Here is a 14,313-nt window from a genome sequence, read left to right on the forward strand (position 1 = left end):
GACTCCGTCGACTCGCCTCTCGGGCAAGGTGGTTGAGCCGATCCCGGCCGCAGGCACCTGTCCTTTCCCCGTACTCAGGAAAGAAGCGGATGCGGATCAAAGACGTGAGCGTCGCGCTCGCCGGTTCCACCCTGGTCGTCACGCTGGCGGCGTCCCCCGCCCTCGCCGGCACCGCCGCTCCCCCGCTGCCGGCTCCGGACGTCGCCGCCGTCGCACCCGAGCGGTTCACCGAGGACATCGCGCCGCAGATCGCCCGCGACTGATCCACGGGACCGCTTCCGCGGGTCCCGGCCGGGCGCCGTCCGGCCGGGACCCGCGGCGGCCGGTGGCCACTGTGGCGGTGGCCGTCGTGGTCAGTGGCCGTCGTGGTCGTGTCGCAGACGGTCCCGGGCCTCGGTGGCGATCACGGCGGCCTGGATGCGGCGCTCCACGCCGAGCTTGGCGAGCAGCCGGGAGATGTGGTTCTTCACCGTCTTCTCCGCGAGGTAGAGCCGCTGGCCGATCTGGCGGTTGGTGAGCCCCTCGCCGATCAGTTCGAGGATCTCCCGCTCCCGCTCGGTGAGTCCGGGCAGGACGTCCGGCTCCTCCTGCTCCTTCTGCGGCCCGCCGCGCAGCCGCGCCATCAGCTTGGTGGTGGCGCTCGGGTCGAGCAGCGACTGGCCGCGCGCCACGGTGCGGACGGCCTCGACGAGGTCGGAGCCGCGGATCTGCTTGAGGACGTAGCCGGACGCGCCGGCCATGATCGAGTCCAGCAGGGCCTCCTCGTCGTCGAACGAGGTCAGCATCAGGCACACCAGGTCGGGCATCCGCGAGCGCAGTTCCCGGCACACGGTCACGCCGTCGCCGTCGGGCAGCCGGACGTCGAGGACCGCGACGCGCGGGCGCAGGGCGGGGACGCGCACCAGGGCCTGCTCGACGGTGGCGGCCTCGCCGACCACCGTGATGTCCGGCTCGTCGTCCAGCAGGTCGTGCACTCCGCGCCGGACCACCTCGTGGTCGTCCAGGAGGAAGACCCTGATCGGGTCGTCGGGGCCGGGCTGCTCGCCGTCCGCCATCGAAAGGCTCCTTGCTCTGCGCGTGGCGTGTTCCGCGAGAATCTTCGCCGGTCCGGAACCGGGTGACCAGGGCCGTTCGGCCCTGATCCGCGTCTTCCGCGGTGATCTCCACCCGCTCGGACGCGCGGCGGCCGCCCCCGGGCATCACCGCGGCGCGTGGCGCGCGGCACGACCGCTCCCCGGGTGCGGCCCGGCCCGCCCTGCCCACTCGGACCGGCGGGGAGGCGCCCGCCCGATCCCGTCAGCCCGCTCCGGCATTCCACCGCGACTGCACGAGCACGCTCGGGCGCGCGGTCTCCCGTCACAGGGCTCGGGCGGCCGTCGCCCGCCGCGCCGTGCGGCGGGCGACGGCCGTGCCACCGTTTCGCCGTGCCGCAACTGGGACGTGGCACAACGGCGACACAGCGGACGGGTGACGCGCGGACCCCGGCCGGGGGCCGCGGCGGAACGTCGGAGCACCCCTGTGTGAACTTCTCGTAAGGGCTGTCAAGTGCCACCGGCACCAGACGTGTTACCGCCCCGGGGCTGATACGATCAACGGACTTTCAGCAGGCTGGCGACGCGTCATGAACGCGTACGGGGGACAGTCTCTAAGGCCCCATCGCTGAGGAGTTGAGGCTTTGTCCCGCCGTGGGTCCGCGCCGCTCGACGGCCCGGACCGGTTTTCCGCGTGCGCGGGCACTCCCTTCTCCCGACGCGATGCGACTTGAAGAGAGTCTCATGACGTCATTGATCAAGGATCCACTGCTGTGGATCCTGCTGGTGGTGCTCGCCGCTGCGGTTCTCGCAGTGCTGCGGGCCCGGAGAACCAATCTGGCGCTCCGAAGAACAAGGAAGGATCTGGAGGCGGGCCTGGGCCAGGCCCAGGGACGGATCGAGCAACTGGAAGCCCACATCGACACGCTGGGCACCCGGCACCGGGCAGAGCTGGCCGATGTGCGGGCGGACGCCGAGTCGGCGACCAAGGCCGTGCTCAAGTCGGCCATGGGCACCCTCCAGTCGCTCGCCGAGGAGCAGCAACTGCTCCTGGACGGACTGCTGAAGAAATACGGCAACGACAGCGAGGTGCTGGCCGACCTGATGTCGGTCGACCACACCGGCAGCCAGTTCAGCCGCCGGGCCAAGGGCATCTCGGTGCTGTGCGGCGGCTGGCTGGGCCGCCGTGAGGGGGCGGCGACCGTCTACGACGTCGCCCGCAGCGCCCAGGGCCGCATCAAGGACTTCAACCGGGTGAGCATCCACACCCAGGACAGTGTCGCCGTGACCGGCAAGGCGGTCGAGCCGGTGGCCGTGGTGCTGGCGGAACTGCTGGACAACGCCACCACCTACAGCGCCCCGGGCACGCCGGTGGAGGTCAACATCCAGGCCGTGCCGACGGGCGTGTGCTTCATCGTGGACGACGCCGGTCTGGGCATGGACCAGGAGACCAAGGACCGGGCGGCGGCCCTGCTGTCCGCCGACGGTCCGGTCGACATCACCGGTCTCGGCGACCCGCCCCGGTTCGGTTTCGCGGTGTGCGGCATGCTCGCCAACCGTTACGGCTTCCACGTCTCCGTCGGCTCGGTCTCCCCCTACGGCGGTGTGCGCGCGGTGATCCGTATCCCTGAGAGCCTCCTCTCGGCCGACGTGGTCGCTCCCGCCGAGCCGGAGCAGGAGCCCGCCGAGGACGGGCAGGAGGACGCCCCGCAGCGCCTGGCGCCGGTGCCCGTGGGCCCGTCGCGCGTGGTGGGCACGACGTCCGGCGGGCTGCCCAAGCGGCGGCGCCGTCAGGGCCCCATCGCGGTGGTGCCGTCCCCGCCGGGCCCGGACGCCCTCGACAAGGAGACCTCCGAGTCGTCCGGCGAGGTCACCGCGTCGCGCCTGGGGGCATTCGCACGCGGCACCCAGCTCGGACGGACCACGAACACCACGGAAGGACCTGACCACCAGTGAAGACCGACCTGTCGTGGGTGCTGAACGACGTGCTCGAGGTGCGCGGCGCCCGCCACGCCATCCTCGTCTCGGGTGACGGCCTGCTGCTCCAGCGTTCGGACGACATCTCGCGCGACGACGCGGAGACCAACGCCGCCGCGATGAGCTCCATGCAGTCGCTGAGCCGGGCGGTCGCCGGCTTCGTCGGCGCGGGACACGGCATCTGGAAGCAGACGCTGCTGGAGTACGACGGCGGCTGGATCTTCCTCATCGCGGCCGGGCAGGGCTCCTACCTGGCGGTCTCCGCGGCGGTGGACGTCGACATGGAGGCCATGTCGTTCCGCATGCAGAAGACGGTGACGGCGCTGAACAAGGCCATGAGCGTGGCTCCGCGCTCCGACAACGGTGTCGGCTGATGACGGCGCCCGGCGAGGAAGCACCCGTCACCAGTGACTTCGTCCGCTCCTACGTCATCACCGGCGGCCGGAGCCTGCCGTCCTCGGACGAACTGGCGCTGCACACCCTGGTCACGCTGGCCCCCGGGCGGACGCTGCCGCTCGGGGCCGGCCCCGAGGTGAGGGCCATCTGGGAGCTGTGCTCGGGTGGTTACCTGTCGGTCGCCGAGGTGGCAGGCCACCTCGGTCTGCCCGTCGGGGTGGCCCGGCTGCTGCTCACCGATTTATCGGAACAGGGGCATCTGCTCCGCCGGGCCGAGCCGCCCCGGGCCCAGAACGTTGACAGAGCGACCCTCGAGAAGGTTCTGAATGGACTCCAATCCCTCATCGGCTGAGACGGCCCAGAAGTCCATCTACGTCTCCAGCGCGGTGACCAACGCCGCAAAGATCCTCGTCGTCGGGCACTTCGCCGTGGGCAAGACGACCTTCATCGGCTCGCTCTCGGAGATCACGCCGCTGCGCACCGAGGAGAGGATGACCCAGGCGTCGGCGCACGTCGACGACCTCAGGGGAGTCACCGGGAAGACCACCACCACGGTCGCCCTGGACTTCGGCCGCCTCACCCTCAGCGACGACCTGGTGCTGTACCTCTTCGGCACACCGGGCCAGCAGCGGTTCATGCAGCTGTGGGAGGACATGGCGCGCGGAGCGCTGGGGGCGCTGCTGCTGGTCGACCCGACGCGCCTGGAGGAGACCTTCCCGGTCATCGACCTCGTCGAGGGGTACGGCCTGGAGTACGCCATCGCCGTCAACTGCTTCGACTCCGCACCGGTGTACGCGGAGGCGGAGGTGCGCGAGGCGCTCGACCTGCTGCCGGACACCCCGGTCGTCCACTGCGACGCCCGCGACCAGAGCTCGTCCGCGAAGGCGCTGATCGCGCTGGTGCGGCACCTGCTCGACCGCACGGCCTGACCTCCTCGCGTCCGCCGGGGGCCGGGGGCCGCGGCCCCCGGCCCCCCGGATCCCGGCCTCCGTGGGACCGGTCCCCCGGTCCCACGGTTCACGGTTCACGGTTCACGGTTCACGGTTCACTAAGGAAGACTTCATGGAACCCCACTCCCCGTCCGCGTCGGGTGCGGGCAGATGCCCCATGCACGACGCCGGTTTCGCCACCGATCCGCACCAGGTCTACGACCGGCTGCGGGAACACGCCCCGGCCGGTCCGGTCGAGCTCGCCCCCGGTGTGGACGCCACGCTGGTCGTCGGGCACGAGATGGCGCTGCGGGTGCTGCAGAACACGGAGCTGTTCGCGCGTGACGCCCGCCGCTGGAAGGACCTGAACGAGGGCCGTATCGCCCTGGACAGCCCGGTGCTGCCGATGATGGCGTACCGGCCGAGCTGTCTGTTCACCGACGGCGCGGTGCATCTGAGGCTGCGCAAGGCCGTGGTGGACAGCCTGGCGCGGCTCAACACCGCGCGGATCCGGCGTGACGTCGAGCCGATCGCCGACTACCTGATCGACCGGTTCAGCGAGCTGGGCCGGGCCGATCTGATCGGCGACTACGCCAAGCTGCTGCCGCTGCTGCTGTTCAACAAGCTGTTCGGCTGCCCGGCGGACATCGGCGACACCGTCACCGCCGCCGTGTCGGCGATCTTCGACGGCACGGACGCGGTGCGCGCCAACGAGGAACTGACCGCGTCCCTCATGGCGTTGATCGCGCTGAAGCGCCGGCGTCCCGACGACGACGTCACCTCGTGGCTGATCCAGCACCCCGCCGGGCTGACCGACGAGGAACTCAAGGACCAGCTCGTGCTGCTGATGGGCGCCGGCATCGAGCCGGAGCGCAGCCTCATCGGCAGTTCGCTGATGCTGCTGCTGTCCGGGGCGGCGGGCCGGGAGAGCGGCATGCCGATCGAGGAGGCGCTGGACCACGTGCTGTGGAACCAGACCCCGATCGCCAACTACGCCACGCACTACCCGGTGCGGGACGTGGACCTCGGCGGTCATGTGGCCGAGGCCAACACCCCGGTCGTCATCTCCTTCGCGGGCGCCAACGCCGATCCCGCGCTGGCGGAGGCACGCCGCGCGCACAGCAAGGGCGCCCATCTGGCGTGGGGCGCGGGCCCGCACGCCTGCCCCGCGAAGGACCCGGCGCAGGTCATCGCGACCACCGCGATCGAGCGGCTGCTCAACGCGCTGCCCGACCTGACGCTCGCCGTGCCGGAGAAGGAACTGGAGTGGCGGCCCGGGCCGTTCCACCGGGCGCTGGTGAAGCTGCCCGTGACGTTCGTCCCCACGCCGGCCACCCGGACGGCGACCGCGATGCGCGAGCGGGTCGCCGCGACGCCCGAGACCGCGCATCCCGCGGCCGTGCCCTCGTCCGAGCCCGCCCGGCAGACCCCGGCCCGCAAGAAGGGGTTCTGGAGCAGCTTCCTCGACGTCTTCCGGGTATGACGGCACGCCGGATCGCAAGAGCACGGCATGTGACAGGTGCAACACTCAACGACACATGACCCACATGGATGGAAGGGTAGGTTCCGGCGGTAAACGGTAACGTTCAGTCAAAGGAGCAGTACGTGGCCGCCGTTGGCGACATAAGCAGCACCACCAGTGAACGCCGGGCCGTCATCTCCCTCCTCCGGCACCTTCGTTCGCCGGAAGGGCAGGCCGACCCCCTGCCCGTGTGGGAAGGGCTGCGCTCCCTGGGGGACGTGGTGCGCGCCCCCTGGGGCGCCTACTTCGTCACCTCGTTCGAGGCATGCAGCCAGGTCCTGCGCTCCAGGAACTGGCTGGTGCCGGACTTCGCCTGGCAGGAGCGGCAGCCCGACCCGCGCCGCTGGCAGGAGCTCGCCACCCAGGAGCTCACGGGCACCCTGTCCCGCATCAACGCCCCGTCGCACACCTGCCAGCGCCGCGCCCTGGGCAACCCCTTCGACCGCGCCACCCTGGAGGGCATGCGTCCGACGGTCTCGCGGCTCGTCTCCGGTCTGCTGGACGATCTGGAGAAGCGCCTGCGTGCGGACGGCGAGGCCGACTTCGTGCAGACGGTCGCCGAACTGCTCCCCGTCCGCACGGTCGGCCAGTGGCTGGGCATCCCCGAGGAGCACCACGCGCACATCCTGGACTTCGCCCACCGGCAGGCGTACGCGCAGGAGCTGTTCCCCACGAAGGAGCAGCTGGCGCTCGCGGGGCAGGCCACGATGGAGATGCGGGAATTCTTCGGCGAGCTGATCCGCGACCGGCGGGCGCACCCCGGCGACGATGTCCTCACCGGCTGGATCCGCCACTGGGACGCCCACTTCGCGGACGACCCGGACGCCGCGGCGCGGGTGATCTATCACTTGACCATGTTCATCACCATCGCCTCGCTGGAGACCAGCGCGGTGCTGCTGACCAACGCGGTGCGGTTCGCGACGGAGGAACCCGCCCGCGCGGAGTGGCTGCGGGCGCACCCCGAGCACATCGACGACCTGATCGAGGAGACGCTGCGCTACGACCCCCCGGTGTGGCTCAACTCCCATGTGGCCGCCGACGACACGATCCTGGCCGGCACCCCGCTCGCCAAGGACACCACCGTGCACATCCTGTACGGGGCGGCGGCCCACGACCCGCGGCGCAACCCGGACCCGCACGTCTTCGACATCCTGCGCGACGGCGGCCACATCACCTTCGGCAGCGGCCCGCACTTCTGCCTCGGCGCCCCTCTCGCCCGGTTCGAGGCGCGGGAGGCGGTCGCCCAGATCCTGGAGCGCTTCCCCACCCTCCGCCCGGCCGGACCCCCCTCCTACGACAACTCCCGTCTCGTCTTCCGTCGCATCACGTCCCTGAAGGTGACCGCATGACCGCATCGCCCCTCGCCGAACTCCCCGCCGAACAGGTACTCAAGACCGTGCGCACCTACCGGCAGGGGCCTGTGCTCACGGTCGAACTCAACCTCCCCGAGGAGGGGAACGCGGTCGGCGACGCCATGCTCGACGACCTCCTGACCGTCCTCGACCACCAGGACCCGGGCGTACGGGTCCTGGTGCTGTCCGCGGCGGGCGACGCGTTCTGCCTCGGCGGCGACCGGCGCGAGTTCCCGCAGCACCTGGACGCCGATCCCACCGGTGACGGCATCCGCGTCTCCGGCAAGAAGGCGCTGCGGGTGTGCGAGGCCCTCACCGCCAACCCCGCCGTCACCATCGCCCGCGTCCAGGGCCGGGCGGTCGGCGCGGGCGTGGGTCTGCTGCTCGCCTGCGACCTGCGGGTGGGCGTGGACACGGCCACCTTCCGGCTGCCCGAGCTGGCCCTGGGCGTGCCGCCCGCGTGGGGCGGGCTGCTCCCCCGGCTGATCAGCGAGGTGGGCGTGGCGCGGGTGCGGGAACTGATCCTCACCGCGCGGGTCTTCGACGCCCAGGAGGCCCTGGACCTGTCCGTACTGCACAAGGTGGTGCCGGCGGACGCGCTCGACGACGCCGTCACGGCGTGGGCGAAGCCCGTGCTGCGGCGGCCGGCGTCGGCGGTGCGGGTCACCAAGGCGATGCTCGGCTCCCTCGCCGCCCCGACCCGGCTCGCCGACGTCTCGCTGTTCGACCCGGAACTGCTGACGGCGGTCCTCACCGGGCAGCGCGCCGCGGGCACCGCCCGCTGACCTGAGGGACACCGGGCGGCGGCACCCGCCTCGGTGAGCGCCGCCGGGGCCGGGGGCGCCCGCAGGAGAGGCGGCGCGCCGGGCGGGCCGCCCGCCCGGCGCTCGGTGCCCGTGCCCGCCTCGGCGCCGGCCGGCGCCCCGGCCGGCGCCGCTGCTGTCACCGCGCACCCGTGAACCCGGCCGACGAGCGGGGGACCGGCCGTCCCGGGACCGGTCCGCGCGCCGCGTCGGCCGAGCGCGGTGACGTGCGCCGCCCCGACGCCGGCCGCCGGCGGCGCGGTGGCGAAGGCCTTGCCGGACCGCGCCGGCCGCCGGTCACGAGCGCGCGGGCTCCCGTGGCCCCGGTCGTGATGCCTGCTCCTCGCTCCCCTGTGCGACGTGGGCGAGCGGAGGCGGGGACGATCACGTCGTCTGCGAGAATGGGCGGCGTTCACGGGGCGCCCGGCAAGGGGCGCCCGTCGTCGGTCCTGGAGCGTTCACGGTGTCGCCACAGCACGGAACCCGTTCGTCCGCGCACGGCGGGGGGCGGCCCCGGCGGCCCGCACGGACGGCGCCCCGCCCGGAGCGGGAACCGGCCGTCGTGAGGAGCGAGGAGCTGCGCGCCGACTGCTCGGCCTGCTTCGGCCTGTGCTGCGTGGCCCTGCCGTTCGCCCGTTCCGCCGACTTCGCCGAGGACAAGCCCGCCGGGCGGCCCTGCGGTCATCTGCGTGACGACTTCGGCTGCGGCATCCACGCCCGGCTGCGCGACGAGGGCTATCAGGGCTGCACGGTCTTCGACTGCTTCGGCGCCGGGCAGAAGGTCTCGCAGGTCACCTTCGGCGGCGCCGACTGGCGGCGGGACCCCGGGTCGGCGCCCGCGATGTTCGCGGTGTTCCCCGTCATGCGGCAGCTCCACGAACTGCTCGCGTACACCGCCGAGGCGCTGGGTCTCCCGGCGGCCCGTCCCGTGCACCGGGAACTGCGTCGGGCGCTGGCGCGGATCGAGGAACTGACCCGGGGCACCGCCGAGTCGGTCGTCGCGCTCGACGTGAACGCGCTGCGCGGGGAGGTCAACCCGCTGCTGCTGCGGGCCAGTGAGCTGACCCGGGCCCGGGTGCCGGGCCGCAGGAGGGACCACCGCGGCGCCGACCTGACGGGCGCGCGGCTCCCCGGGGCCGATCTGCGCGGGGCGAGTCTGCGCGGGGCGCTGCTGATCGGCGCCGACCTCGCCGGGGCGGACCTGCGCGAGGCGGATCTGACCGGCGCCGACCTGCGCGGCGCGGACCTGTCCGGGGCCGACCTCACCGGGGCCCTGTTCCTCACCCAGGTCCAGGTGAGCGCGGCGCGGGGCGACGCGGCGACGACGCTGCCGCCGTCGCTGGGCCGCCCCGCCCACTGGGCGCGCGAGGGGTCAGCCGGCGTCGTCGACGCGTAGCCGGACCTGCCGCTCCAGCCTGCGCAGACTGTCGTCGAGGGCACCGGTCACCTGCTCCTCGCCCGGATCGTGGCTGTCCTCGAAGAAGGAGAGGTGCACGGTCACCTCGCTGACTCCGTTGTCGATGCCGGCGACCTGGAGCCAGCCGGCGTAGCCGCCCCGCTCCCGTGTGCCCCACTCGATGCGCATCTGGTCCCGCTGGGCCCGCAGGAGGGCTGAGGTGTCCTCGTCGGTGCGGTCCTCGTGCACGGTCACGGCGGGCAACCGCCCGGCGCGCACATGCAGTTCCCCGGGCAGCCAGTCACCCATCTGGTCGACGTTCGCCGCCTGGTCGAAAACCCGCTCGGGCGGGGCCGGCATGGTGTGCGAGCGCTCGTACTCGGTCATCGGTGCACCGTCCTCGGTCGGTCACGGGCGTCCGGGGCCGGCCCACGGGGGTGGGCCGGCCCCGGCGCGCGGGTCATTCGTCGCCGAAGACGGCCTTCTGCACCTCGTTCGGACCGTCGAACCGCTCGGTCCCCGTCTCCGACAGCTTCTTCACGAGGTTGTCGTCGGCGCCGTTGCCCTTCGCCACCGAGACGAGATCGTCCTTGGCGGCCGGGTAGTCGGCGCCCTTGAGTGCCTTCTGCAGGTCGATCGGGCTGAGGTCGGCCATGGCGAGCCTCCCGTGGTGCTACCGGCGCGGCGTGTCCGCGCGGGGACCGGGCGAGTACCCACCGCCCGGCGAGCCGATTCCCCGTCCCCGCAGGTCCGGCCCGGACGACCGGCCGCCCCGCCCGTACGGGAGGACACCGATGACCTCCCCCGTGCGCCGGGGCCCACCTCGTACACGCCCCACCCGGGGGCACGACCCGGGAGACGAGGACCTCGCCCTGGGCGACGGCCGCTCCTCCGCCTCGACCCGGTTCCTCGCGGAGGGCCCCACGGGCTGACGGACTCGCGTGGTCGCGGACGGCCACGGGTGCGACGCTGGGGTGGTCAGGTTCCGGACGAACAGCCTGGAGGGAGACCGATGGGACGGGACGTCCCGGCGCTCACCTTCACCCGCGAGGACCGCCGCCGCTACCGGATCAAGATGCAGCAGTGCCTCGACGCGCTGGCGCAGATGCTGCGCGAGTCGCGTTTCGAGGCCGAGCGGCCCCAGGTGGGGCTGGAGATCGAGCTGAACCTGGTCGACGACCGCGCCGAGCCCGCCATGCGCAACACCGACGTGCTGGAGGCGATCGCGGACCCGGCCTGGGACACCGAGCTGGGACGGTTCAACCTCGAGATCAACATCGCGCCCCGGCAGCTCACCGAGGGCGGTCCCGACGCCTGGGAGTCCGAGATCCGCTCCGCCCTCAACCACGCGGAGCAACGCGCCCGCTCCGTCGGCGCGCACCTGATCATGACGGGCATCCTCCCCACCCTGCGGCACGAGGACGTCGGGGAGGGCGCCCTGTCGGAGAACCCGCGCTACCGGCTGCTCAACGACCAGATCTTCGCGGCGCGCGGCGAGGACCTGCACATCGAGGTGACCGGCATCGACCGGCTGCGCACCTACGCGGACACCATCACCCCGGAGGCCGCCTGCACCAGCACGCAGTTCCACCTCCAGGTCGCCCCGGAGGACTTCGCGGCGTACTGGAACGCGGCCCAGGCGATCGCCGGGGTGCAGGTCGCGCTCGCGGCCAACTCGCCCTTCCTGTTCGGCAAGGAACTCTGGCACGAGACGCGTGTCCCGCTGTTCGAGCAGGCCACCGACACTCGCCCCGAGGAGATCAAGGTGCAGGGGGTGCGGCCCCGCGTGTGGTTCGGTGAGCGGTGGATCACCAGCGTGTTCGACCTCTTCGAGGAGAACCTGCGTTATTTCCCCGCCCTCCTCCCCCTGTGTGACGACCAGGACCCCGCGGAGACCCTGCTGCGCGGCGACGTCCCGGACCTCGGCGAGCTGACCCTTCACAACGGCACCATCTACCGCTGGAACCGCCCGGTGTACGCCGTCTCCCGCGACAAGCCGCACGTCCGGGTGGAGAACCGGGTGCTGCCCGCCGGGCCGACCGTCGCCGACACGCTCGCCAACGGCGCCTTCTACTACGGCCTCACCCGCGGCCTGGTGGAGGAGGAGCGGCCGGTGTGGTCGCGGATGTCCTTCTCCGCCGCCGAGGACAACCTGCGGACGGCGGCCCGCTACGGCATCGACGCGCGGCTGTACTGGCCGGGCATGGGCGAGGTGCCGGCGGCGGAGCTGGTCCTGCGGCGGCTGCTGCCGCTGGCGCACCGGGGTCTGGAGCTCTCCGGCATGGACGACGCCTGGCGGGAGCCGCTGCTCGGCATCATCGAGCAGCGGTGTGTGACGGGACGCAACGGCGCCGTGTGGCAGAAGGAGATGTTCCACCACATCGACGCGACGGCGCACTGCGGGCGTCATGAGGCGCTGCGACGCATGACGCAGCAGTACATCGACTACATGCACCTCAACGCGCCGGTGCACACCTGGCCCGTGGAGTGAGGCGCGCGGGCTACGGGCCTGCCGTCCGCCGCCCCGCGCGCTCCCCTCAGCCGTCGGCGGTACGCCCGAGGAGGTCCGTCACCTGGCGCCGCACCGCCTCCCGCGCCTCCCCGGGCAGACCGCCCAGGGCCGTGCCGTCCAGGGCGTCGAGCACCTCACCGGTGTCCGGCGGCGCGGGGACGCTCTCGCCGACGACCTCGCCACCGCCGCGCACGGCGACGGACAGCCGCCGTCCGCCGTCCTGTCCGGCGTGCACGGCCGTGGCGACGACCAGGGGCGGCGGTCCGCCCGCGTCGCCGGGCGCCTTGTAGTAGGCGCTGGCCAGCGGGCGGCGCCAGCGGATGCCCAGCATCAGAGGGCGCTTGGCCACCACCTCCGCCAGATCCGCCTCGTAGGCGCCGTCCCGGTCCAGGACGGTCGCCCGGGCGTCCAGGACCAGCGCCGGGGGGAGCAGGCACCGCAGGGTGCTGCCCACGATGTTGCCGCCGACGGTGGCCGTCCGGCGCACGGCTCCGGTGCCCACGGAGGCGGCTGCGCGGTGCAACACCTCCGGCACGCGGTCGTCGACCTGGTGCAGCAGCACGGCGGCGCCCAGGGCCTCGCCGTCCACCACGGTGGCCTCGGGCAGCCGGCGCAGGGACATCGCCTGTTCCGGGAAGCCGTCGCGCTGCCACTGGGCCCACACGAGCGTGGCCCCGCCGACGGGCACCGCCCCCTCGGCCAGACACCGCTGGGCTTCGGGCAGGGACGTGGGCAGACGCAACAACACGGCGATCGACCTGCTTTCCGCGGCGGAAGGTGCAACCAGGGCGGGACGTACGGCACTTCACGGAGGAAGGGAGGACCGGTACCGCATTCTCCGCAGCGGCCCGGGGGCGCGTACAGGGCTCACGTGTCACGGGCGTGCTCCGATCAGGGACACCTTGCGCTCGGCCGTGTGTTTGCCCCATGGTTGACGCGCGTCACACGGCTCGTGACTCACCCCGATCTCTCGTACCGAAGCGGAGACCGCATGTTGAAACGCGCACTGCGACTCGTCCTCTCTATTGTCATGCTCATGGCTGGGCTGGCGGTGGGTTCCCTGGCCACCGCCGGGACCGCGCACGCCGACGGCTGCTACACCTGGAACCGCACCCTGTCCCAGGGCGCGTCCGGCGCCGACGTCACCCAGCTCCAGATCCGGCTGAGCGGCTACCCCGGTTACGGCGCCGTGCTGGCCGTCGACGGCGAGTTCGGCCCGGCCACCGCCGCCGCGCTCAAGCGCTTCCAGTCCGCCTACGGCCTGACCGCCGACGGCGTGGCCGGCTCCGCCACCTTCAGCAAGCTGTACGCCCTCCAGGACGACGACTGCACGCCGGTCCACTTCGACTACTCCGAGCTGAACCGCTGCAACTCGACCTGGGCGGGCGGCGCGGTCAGCGCCGCGACGGCGAAGGCGAACGCCCTGCGCACCATGTGGAAGCTGGAGGCACTGCGGCACGCGCTCGGCGACCAGCCGATCCGGGTCACCAGCGGCTTCCGCTCCCAGTCCTGCAACAGCGCGGTGGGCGGCGCGAGCAACAGCCGCCACCTGTACGGCGACGCCGCCGACCTCGGCGCGGGACCGCACTCCCTGTGCACCCTGGCCAAGCAGGCCCGCAACCACGGCTTCAACGGCATCCTCGGCCCCGGCTACCCGGGCCACGACGACCACACGCACGTCGACCACCGCGGCAGCCGCTACTGGTCGGCTCCGACCTGCGGCATCTGAGATCCGCGCGCACGCCCGAGAAGCACCGAGGGGGTCCCGCCCGGGATCCCCCTCACTCTCACGTATCCGTCGGTCGCGTCCCGCCCGGCTCGGCCCGCCGTTCCCGACGGAGGGCCGCGCCCGTCGCGAGAGCGCCCAGCCCCTCCCACGCCGCGACGCCGATGAACGCCTCCGGCGCCCTGCCGGTGCTCACGGCGACCGTGAACACCGTGCAGGTGAGCAGCCGGAAGGGCACCGTCCAGCGGAAGAAGGCCCGCCAGTCCGCGAGTGCGGCCAGGACGTAGTACACGCCCATGTTGAGCGCCGCCATCGACGACGCCGTCACGAACGCGGACGTGTGGTCACCGCTCCCCCGCCCGCCCGGCGCCGTCAGGCCCAGGAGCGACAGCTGAGCGTCCGGCGAGACCAGTCCCACCGCGCCGAGCGCGGCGGCGAGCACGCCGAACACGGCCATGGTCCAGCCCGAGGGCGAGCGGGGCAGGGTCACGGGTTCAGCCCACCGTCCCCTTCCGGTGTGCGGTGCGCGGAGTTGTCGCCGGTCGCGTCCGGGCGCGTGCCGGCCTGCGGGTCGACGACGTCGCGGGCCATGGTGACCACCCGGCGCTGAAGACGTCAACCTCCTGACACGGGTCAGGAGTTCACGACGCTCCGCTTTTGCTCAGAGGG

The 14,313-nt window shown here is 72.7% G+C and carries 16 protein-coding genes; 11 read left to right on the forward strand and 5 right to left on the reverse strand.

The window, feature by feature from the left end:
- The first annotated feature begins 89 nt into the window (after nt 1-89).
- The gene (locus tag ACWH4W_RS23345; RefSeq protein ID WP_473077810.1) at nt 90-263 is read left to right on the forward strand and encodes a hypothetical protein; all 174 of its coding nucleotides are present in this window, start codon (nt 90-92) and stop codon (nt 261-263) included.
- A 90-nt stretch (nt 264-353) separates the two neighbouring features.
- Here ACWH4W_RS23345 and ACWH4W_RS23350 read toward each other — a convergent pair whose 3' ends face one another.
- Nucleotides 354-1,055 (reverse strand): response regulator, encoded by a 702-nt coding sequence (locus ACWH4W_RS23350; RefSeq protein WP_473077811.1) that lies wholly within the window; start codon nt 1,053-1,055, stop codon nt 354-356.
- Between the two features lie 720 nt (nt 1,056-1,775).
- On the opposite strand from ACWH4W_RS23350, the gene ACWH4W_RS23355 reads away from it, so the two are divergent.
- From ACWH4W_RS23355 to ACWH4W_RS23390, 8 genes are all read left to right on the forward strand, one after another.
- Entirely contained in the window at nt 1,776-2,987 is a 1,212-nt protein-coding gene (locus ACWH4W_RS23355; RefSeq protein ID WP_473077812.1) for an ATP-binding protein, read from the forward strand.
- Nucleotides 2,984-3,382, forward strand: a complete 399-nt coding sequence (locus tag ACWH4W_RS23360) for a roadblock/LC7 domain-containing protein (RefSeq protein WP_019525692.1) — start codon at nt 2,984-2,986, stop codon at nt 3,380-3,382. Before ACWH4W_RS23355 ends, ACWH4W_RS23360 begins: the two co-directional genes overlap by 4 nt.
- A complete protein-coding gene (locus ACWH4W_RS23365) occupies nt 3,382-3,756 on the forward strand; it encodes a DUF742 domain-containing protein (protein ID WP_473077813.1) in 375 nt (124 codons plus the stop codon). The genes ACWH4W_RS23360 and ACWH4W_RS23365 overlap by 1 nt, the downstream gene beginning before the upstream one ends.
- The gene (locus ACWH4W_RS23370) at nt 3,731-4,333 is read left to right on the forward strand and encodes a GTP-binding protein (RefSeq protein WP_473077814.1); all 603 of its coding nucleotides are present in this window, start codon (nt 3,731-3,733) and stop codon (nt 4,331-4,333) included. Before ACWH4W_RS23365 ends, ACWH4W_RS23370 begins: the two co-directional genes overlap by 26 nt.
- Before the next feature lie 133 nt (nt 4,334-4,466).
- On the forward strand, nt 4,467-5,816 hold the full coding sequence (locus ACWH4W_RS23375; RefSeq protein ID WP_473077815.1) for a cytochrome P450 family protein: 1,350 nt from the start codon (nt 4,467-4,469) through the stop codon (nt 5,814-5,816).
- Nucleotides 5,817-5,938: 122 nt separating this feature from the next.
- Nucleotides 5,939-7,204 (forward strand): cytochrome P450, encoded by a 1,266-nt coding sequence (locus tag ACWH4W_RS23380; protein ID WP_473077816.1) that lies wholly within the window; start codon nt 5,939-5,941, stop codon nt 7,202-7,204.
- A complete protein-coding gene (locus tag ACWH4W_RS23385) occupies nt 7,201-7,992 on the forward strand; it encodes an enoyl-CoA hydratase/isomerase family protein (protein WP_473077817.1) in 792 nt (263 codons plus the stop codon). The genes ACWH4W_RS23380 and ACWH4W_RS23385 overlap by 4 nt, the downstream gene beginning before the upstream one ends.
- A gap of 481 nt (nt 7,993-8,473) precedes the next feature.
- Nucleotides 8,474-9,406: a pentapeptide repeat-containing protein gene (locus tag ACWH4W_RS23390; protein WP_473077818.1), complete on the forward strand. Its 933-nt coding sequence runs from the start codon at nt 8,474-8,476 to the stop codon at nt 9,404-9,406.
- Here ACWH4W_RS23390 and ACWH4W_RS23395 read toward each other — a convergent pair.
- Nucleotides 9,383-9,793, reverse strand: a complete 411-nt coding sequence (locus ACWH4W_RS23395; RefSeq protein WP_473077819.1) for an SRPBCC family protein — start codon at nt 9,791-9,793, stop codon at nt 9,383-9,385. The genes ACWH4W_RS23390 and ACWH4W_RS23395 overlap by 24 nt on opposite strands.
- Nucleotides 9,794-9,866: 73 nt before the next feature.
- Complete coding sequence (locus ACWH4W_RS23400; protein WP_473077820.1) at nt 9,867-10,061, reverse strand: DUF2795 domain-containing protein; 195 nt, start codon at nt 10,059-10,061, stop codon at nt 9,867-9,869.
- Nucleotides 10,062-10,418: 357 nt separating this feature from the next.
- On the opposite strand from ACWH4W_RS23400, the gene ACWH4W_RS23405 reads away from it, so the two are divergent.
- Complete coding sequence (locus ACWH4W_RS23405) at nt 10,419-11,897, forward strand: glutamate-cysteine ligase family protein (protein ID WP_473077821.1); 1,479 nt, start codon at nt 10,419-10,421, stop codon at nt 11,895-11,897.
- A gap of 46 nt (nt 11,898-11,943) precedes the next feature.
- On the opposite strand, the gene ACWH4W_RS23410 is transcribed toward ACWH4W_RS23405, so the two are convergent.
- Nucleotides 11,944-12,666, reverse strand: a complete 723-nt coding sequence (locus tag ACWH4W_RS23410) for an FAD binding domain-containing protein (RefSeq protein WP_473077822.1) — start codon at nt 12,664-12,666, stop codon at nt 11,944-11,946.
- Between the two features lie 243 nt (nt 12,667-12,909).
- Here ACWH4W_RS23410 and ACWH4W_RS23415 point away from each other — a divergent pair, with 243 nt between their 5' ends.
- Entirely contained in the window at nt 12,910-13,647 is a 738-nt protein-coding gene (locus ACWH4W_RS23415) for a D-Ala-D-Ala carboxypeptidase family metallohydrolase (RefSeq protein ID WP_473077823.1), read from the forward strand.
- 58 nt (nt 13,648-13,705) lie between these two features.
- Here ACWH4W_RS23415 and ACWH4W_RS23420 read toward each other — a convergent pair whose 3' ends face one another.
- The gene (locus ACWH4W_RS23420) at nt 13,706-14,101 is read right to left on the reverse strand and encodes a hypothetical protein (protein ID WP_473079242.1); all 396 of its coding nucleotides are present in this window, start codon (nt 14,099-14,101) and stop codon (nt 13,706-13,708) included.
- Nucleotides 14,102-14,313 lie beyond the last annotated feature (212 nt).

Source organism: Streptomyces sp. DSM 120436 (assembly GCF_055778765.1).

What these genes read in the sequence shown, in the direction of transcription:
- ACWH4W_RS23345 (WP_473077810.1), top strand. Translation starts at nt 90, where the DNA reads ATGCGGATCAAAGACGTGAGCGTCGCGCTCGCCGGTTCCACCCTGGTC.
- ACWH4W_RS23350 (WP_473077811.1), bottom strand. Translation starts at nt 1,055, where the DNA reads ATGGCGGACGGCGAGCAGCCCGGCCCCGACGACCCGATCAGGGTCTTC.
- ACWH4W_RS23355 (WP_473077812.1), top strand. Translation starts at nt 1,776, where the DNA reads ATGACGTCATTGATCAAGGATCCACTGCTGTGGATCCTGCTGGTGGTG.
- ACWH4W_RS23365 (WP_473077813.1), top strand. Translation starts at nt 3,382, where the DNA reads ATGACGGCGCCCGGCGAGGAAGCACCCGTCACCAGTGACTTCGTCCGC.
- ACWH4W_RS23370 (WP_473077814.1), top strand. Translation starts at nt 3,731, where the DNA reads ATGGACTCCAATCCCTCATCGGCTGAGACGGCCCAGAAGTCCATCTAC.
- ACWH4W_RS23375 (WP_473077815.1), top strand. Translation starts at nt 4,467, where the DNA reads ATGGAACCCCACTCCCCGTCCGCGTCGGGTGCGGGCAGATGCCCCATG.
- ACWH4W_RS23385 (WP_473077817.1), top strand. Translation starts at nt 7,201, where the DNA reads ATGACCGCATCGCCCCTCGCCGAACTCCCCGCCGAACAGGTACTCAAG.
- ACWH4W_RS23395 (WP_473077819.1), bottom strand. Translation starts at nt 9,793, where the DNA reads ATGACCGAGTACGAGCGCTCGCACACCATGCCGGCCCCGCCCGAGCGG.
- ACWH4W_RS23400 (WP_473077820.1), bottom strand. Translation starts at nt 10,061, where the DNA reads ATGGCCGACCTCAGCCCGATCGACCTGCAGAAGGCACTCAAGGGCGCC.
- ACWH4W_RS23405 (WP_473077821.1), top strand. Translation starts at nt 10,419, where the DNA reads ATGGGACGGGACGTCCCGGCGCTCACCTTCACCCGCGAGGACCGCCGC.
- ACWH4W_RS23415 (WP_473077823.1), top strand. Translation starts at nt 12,910, where the DNA reads ATGTTGAAACGCGCACTGCGACTCGTCCTCTCTATTGTCATGCTCATG.
- ACWH4W_RS23420 (WP_473079242.1), bottom strand. Translation starts at nt 14,101, where the DNA reads ATGGCCGTGTTCGGCGTGCTCGCCGCCGCGCTCGGCGCGGTGGGACTG.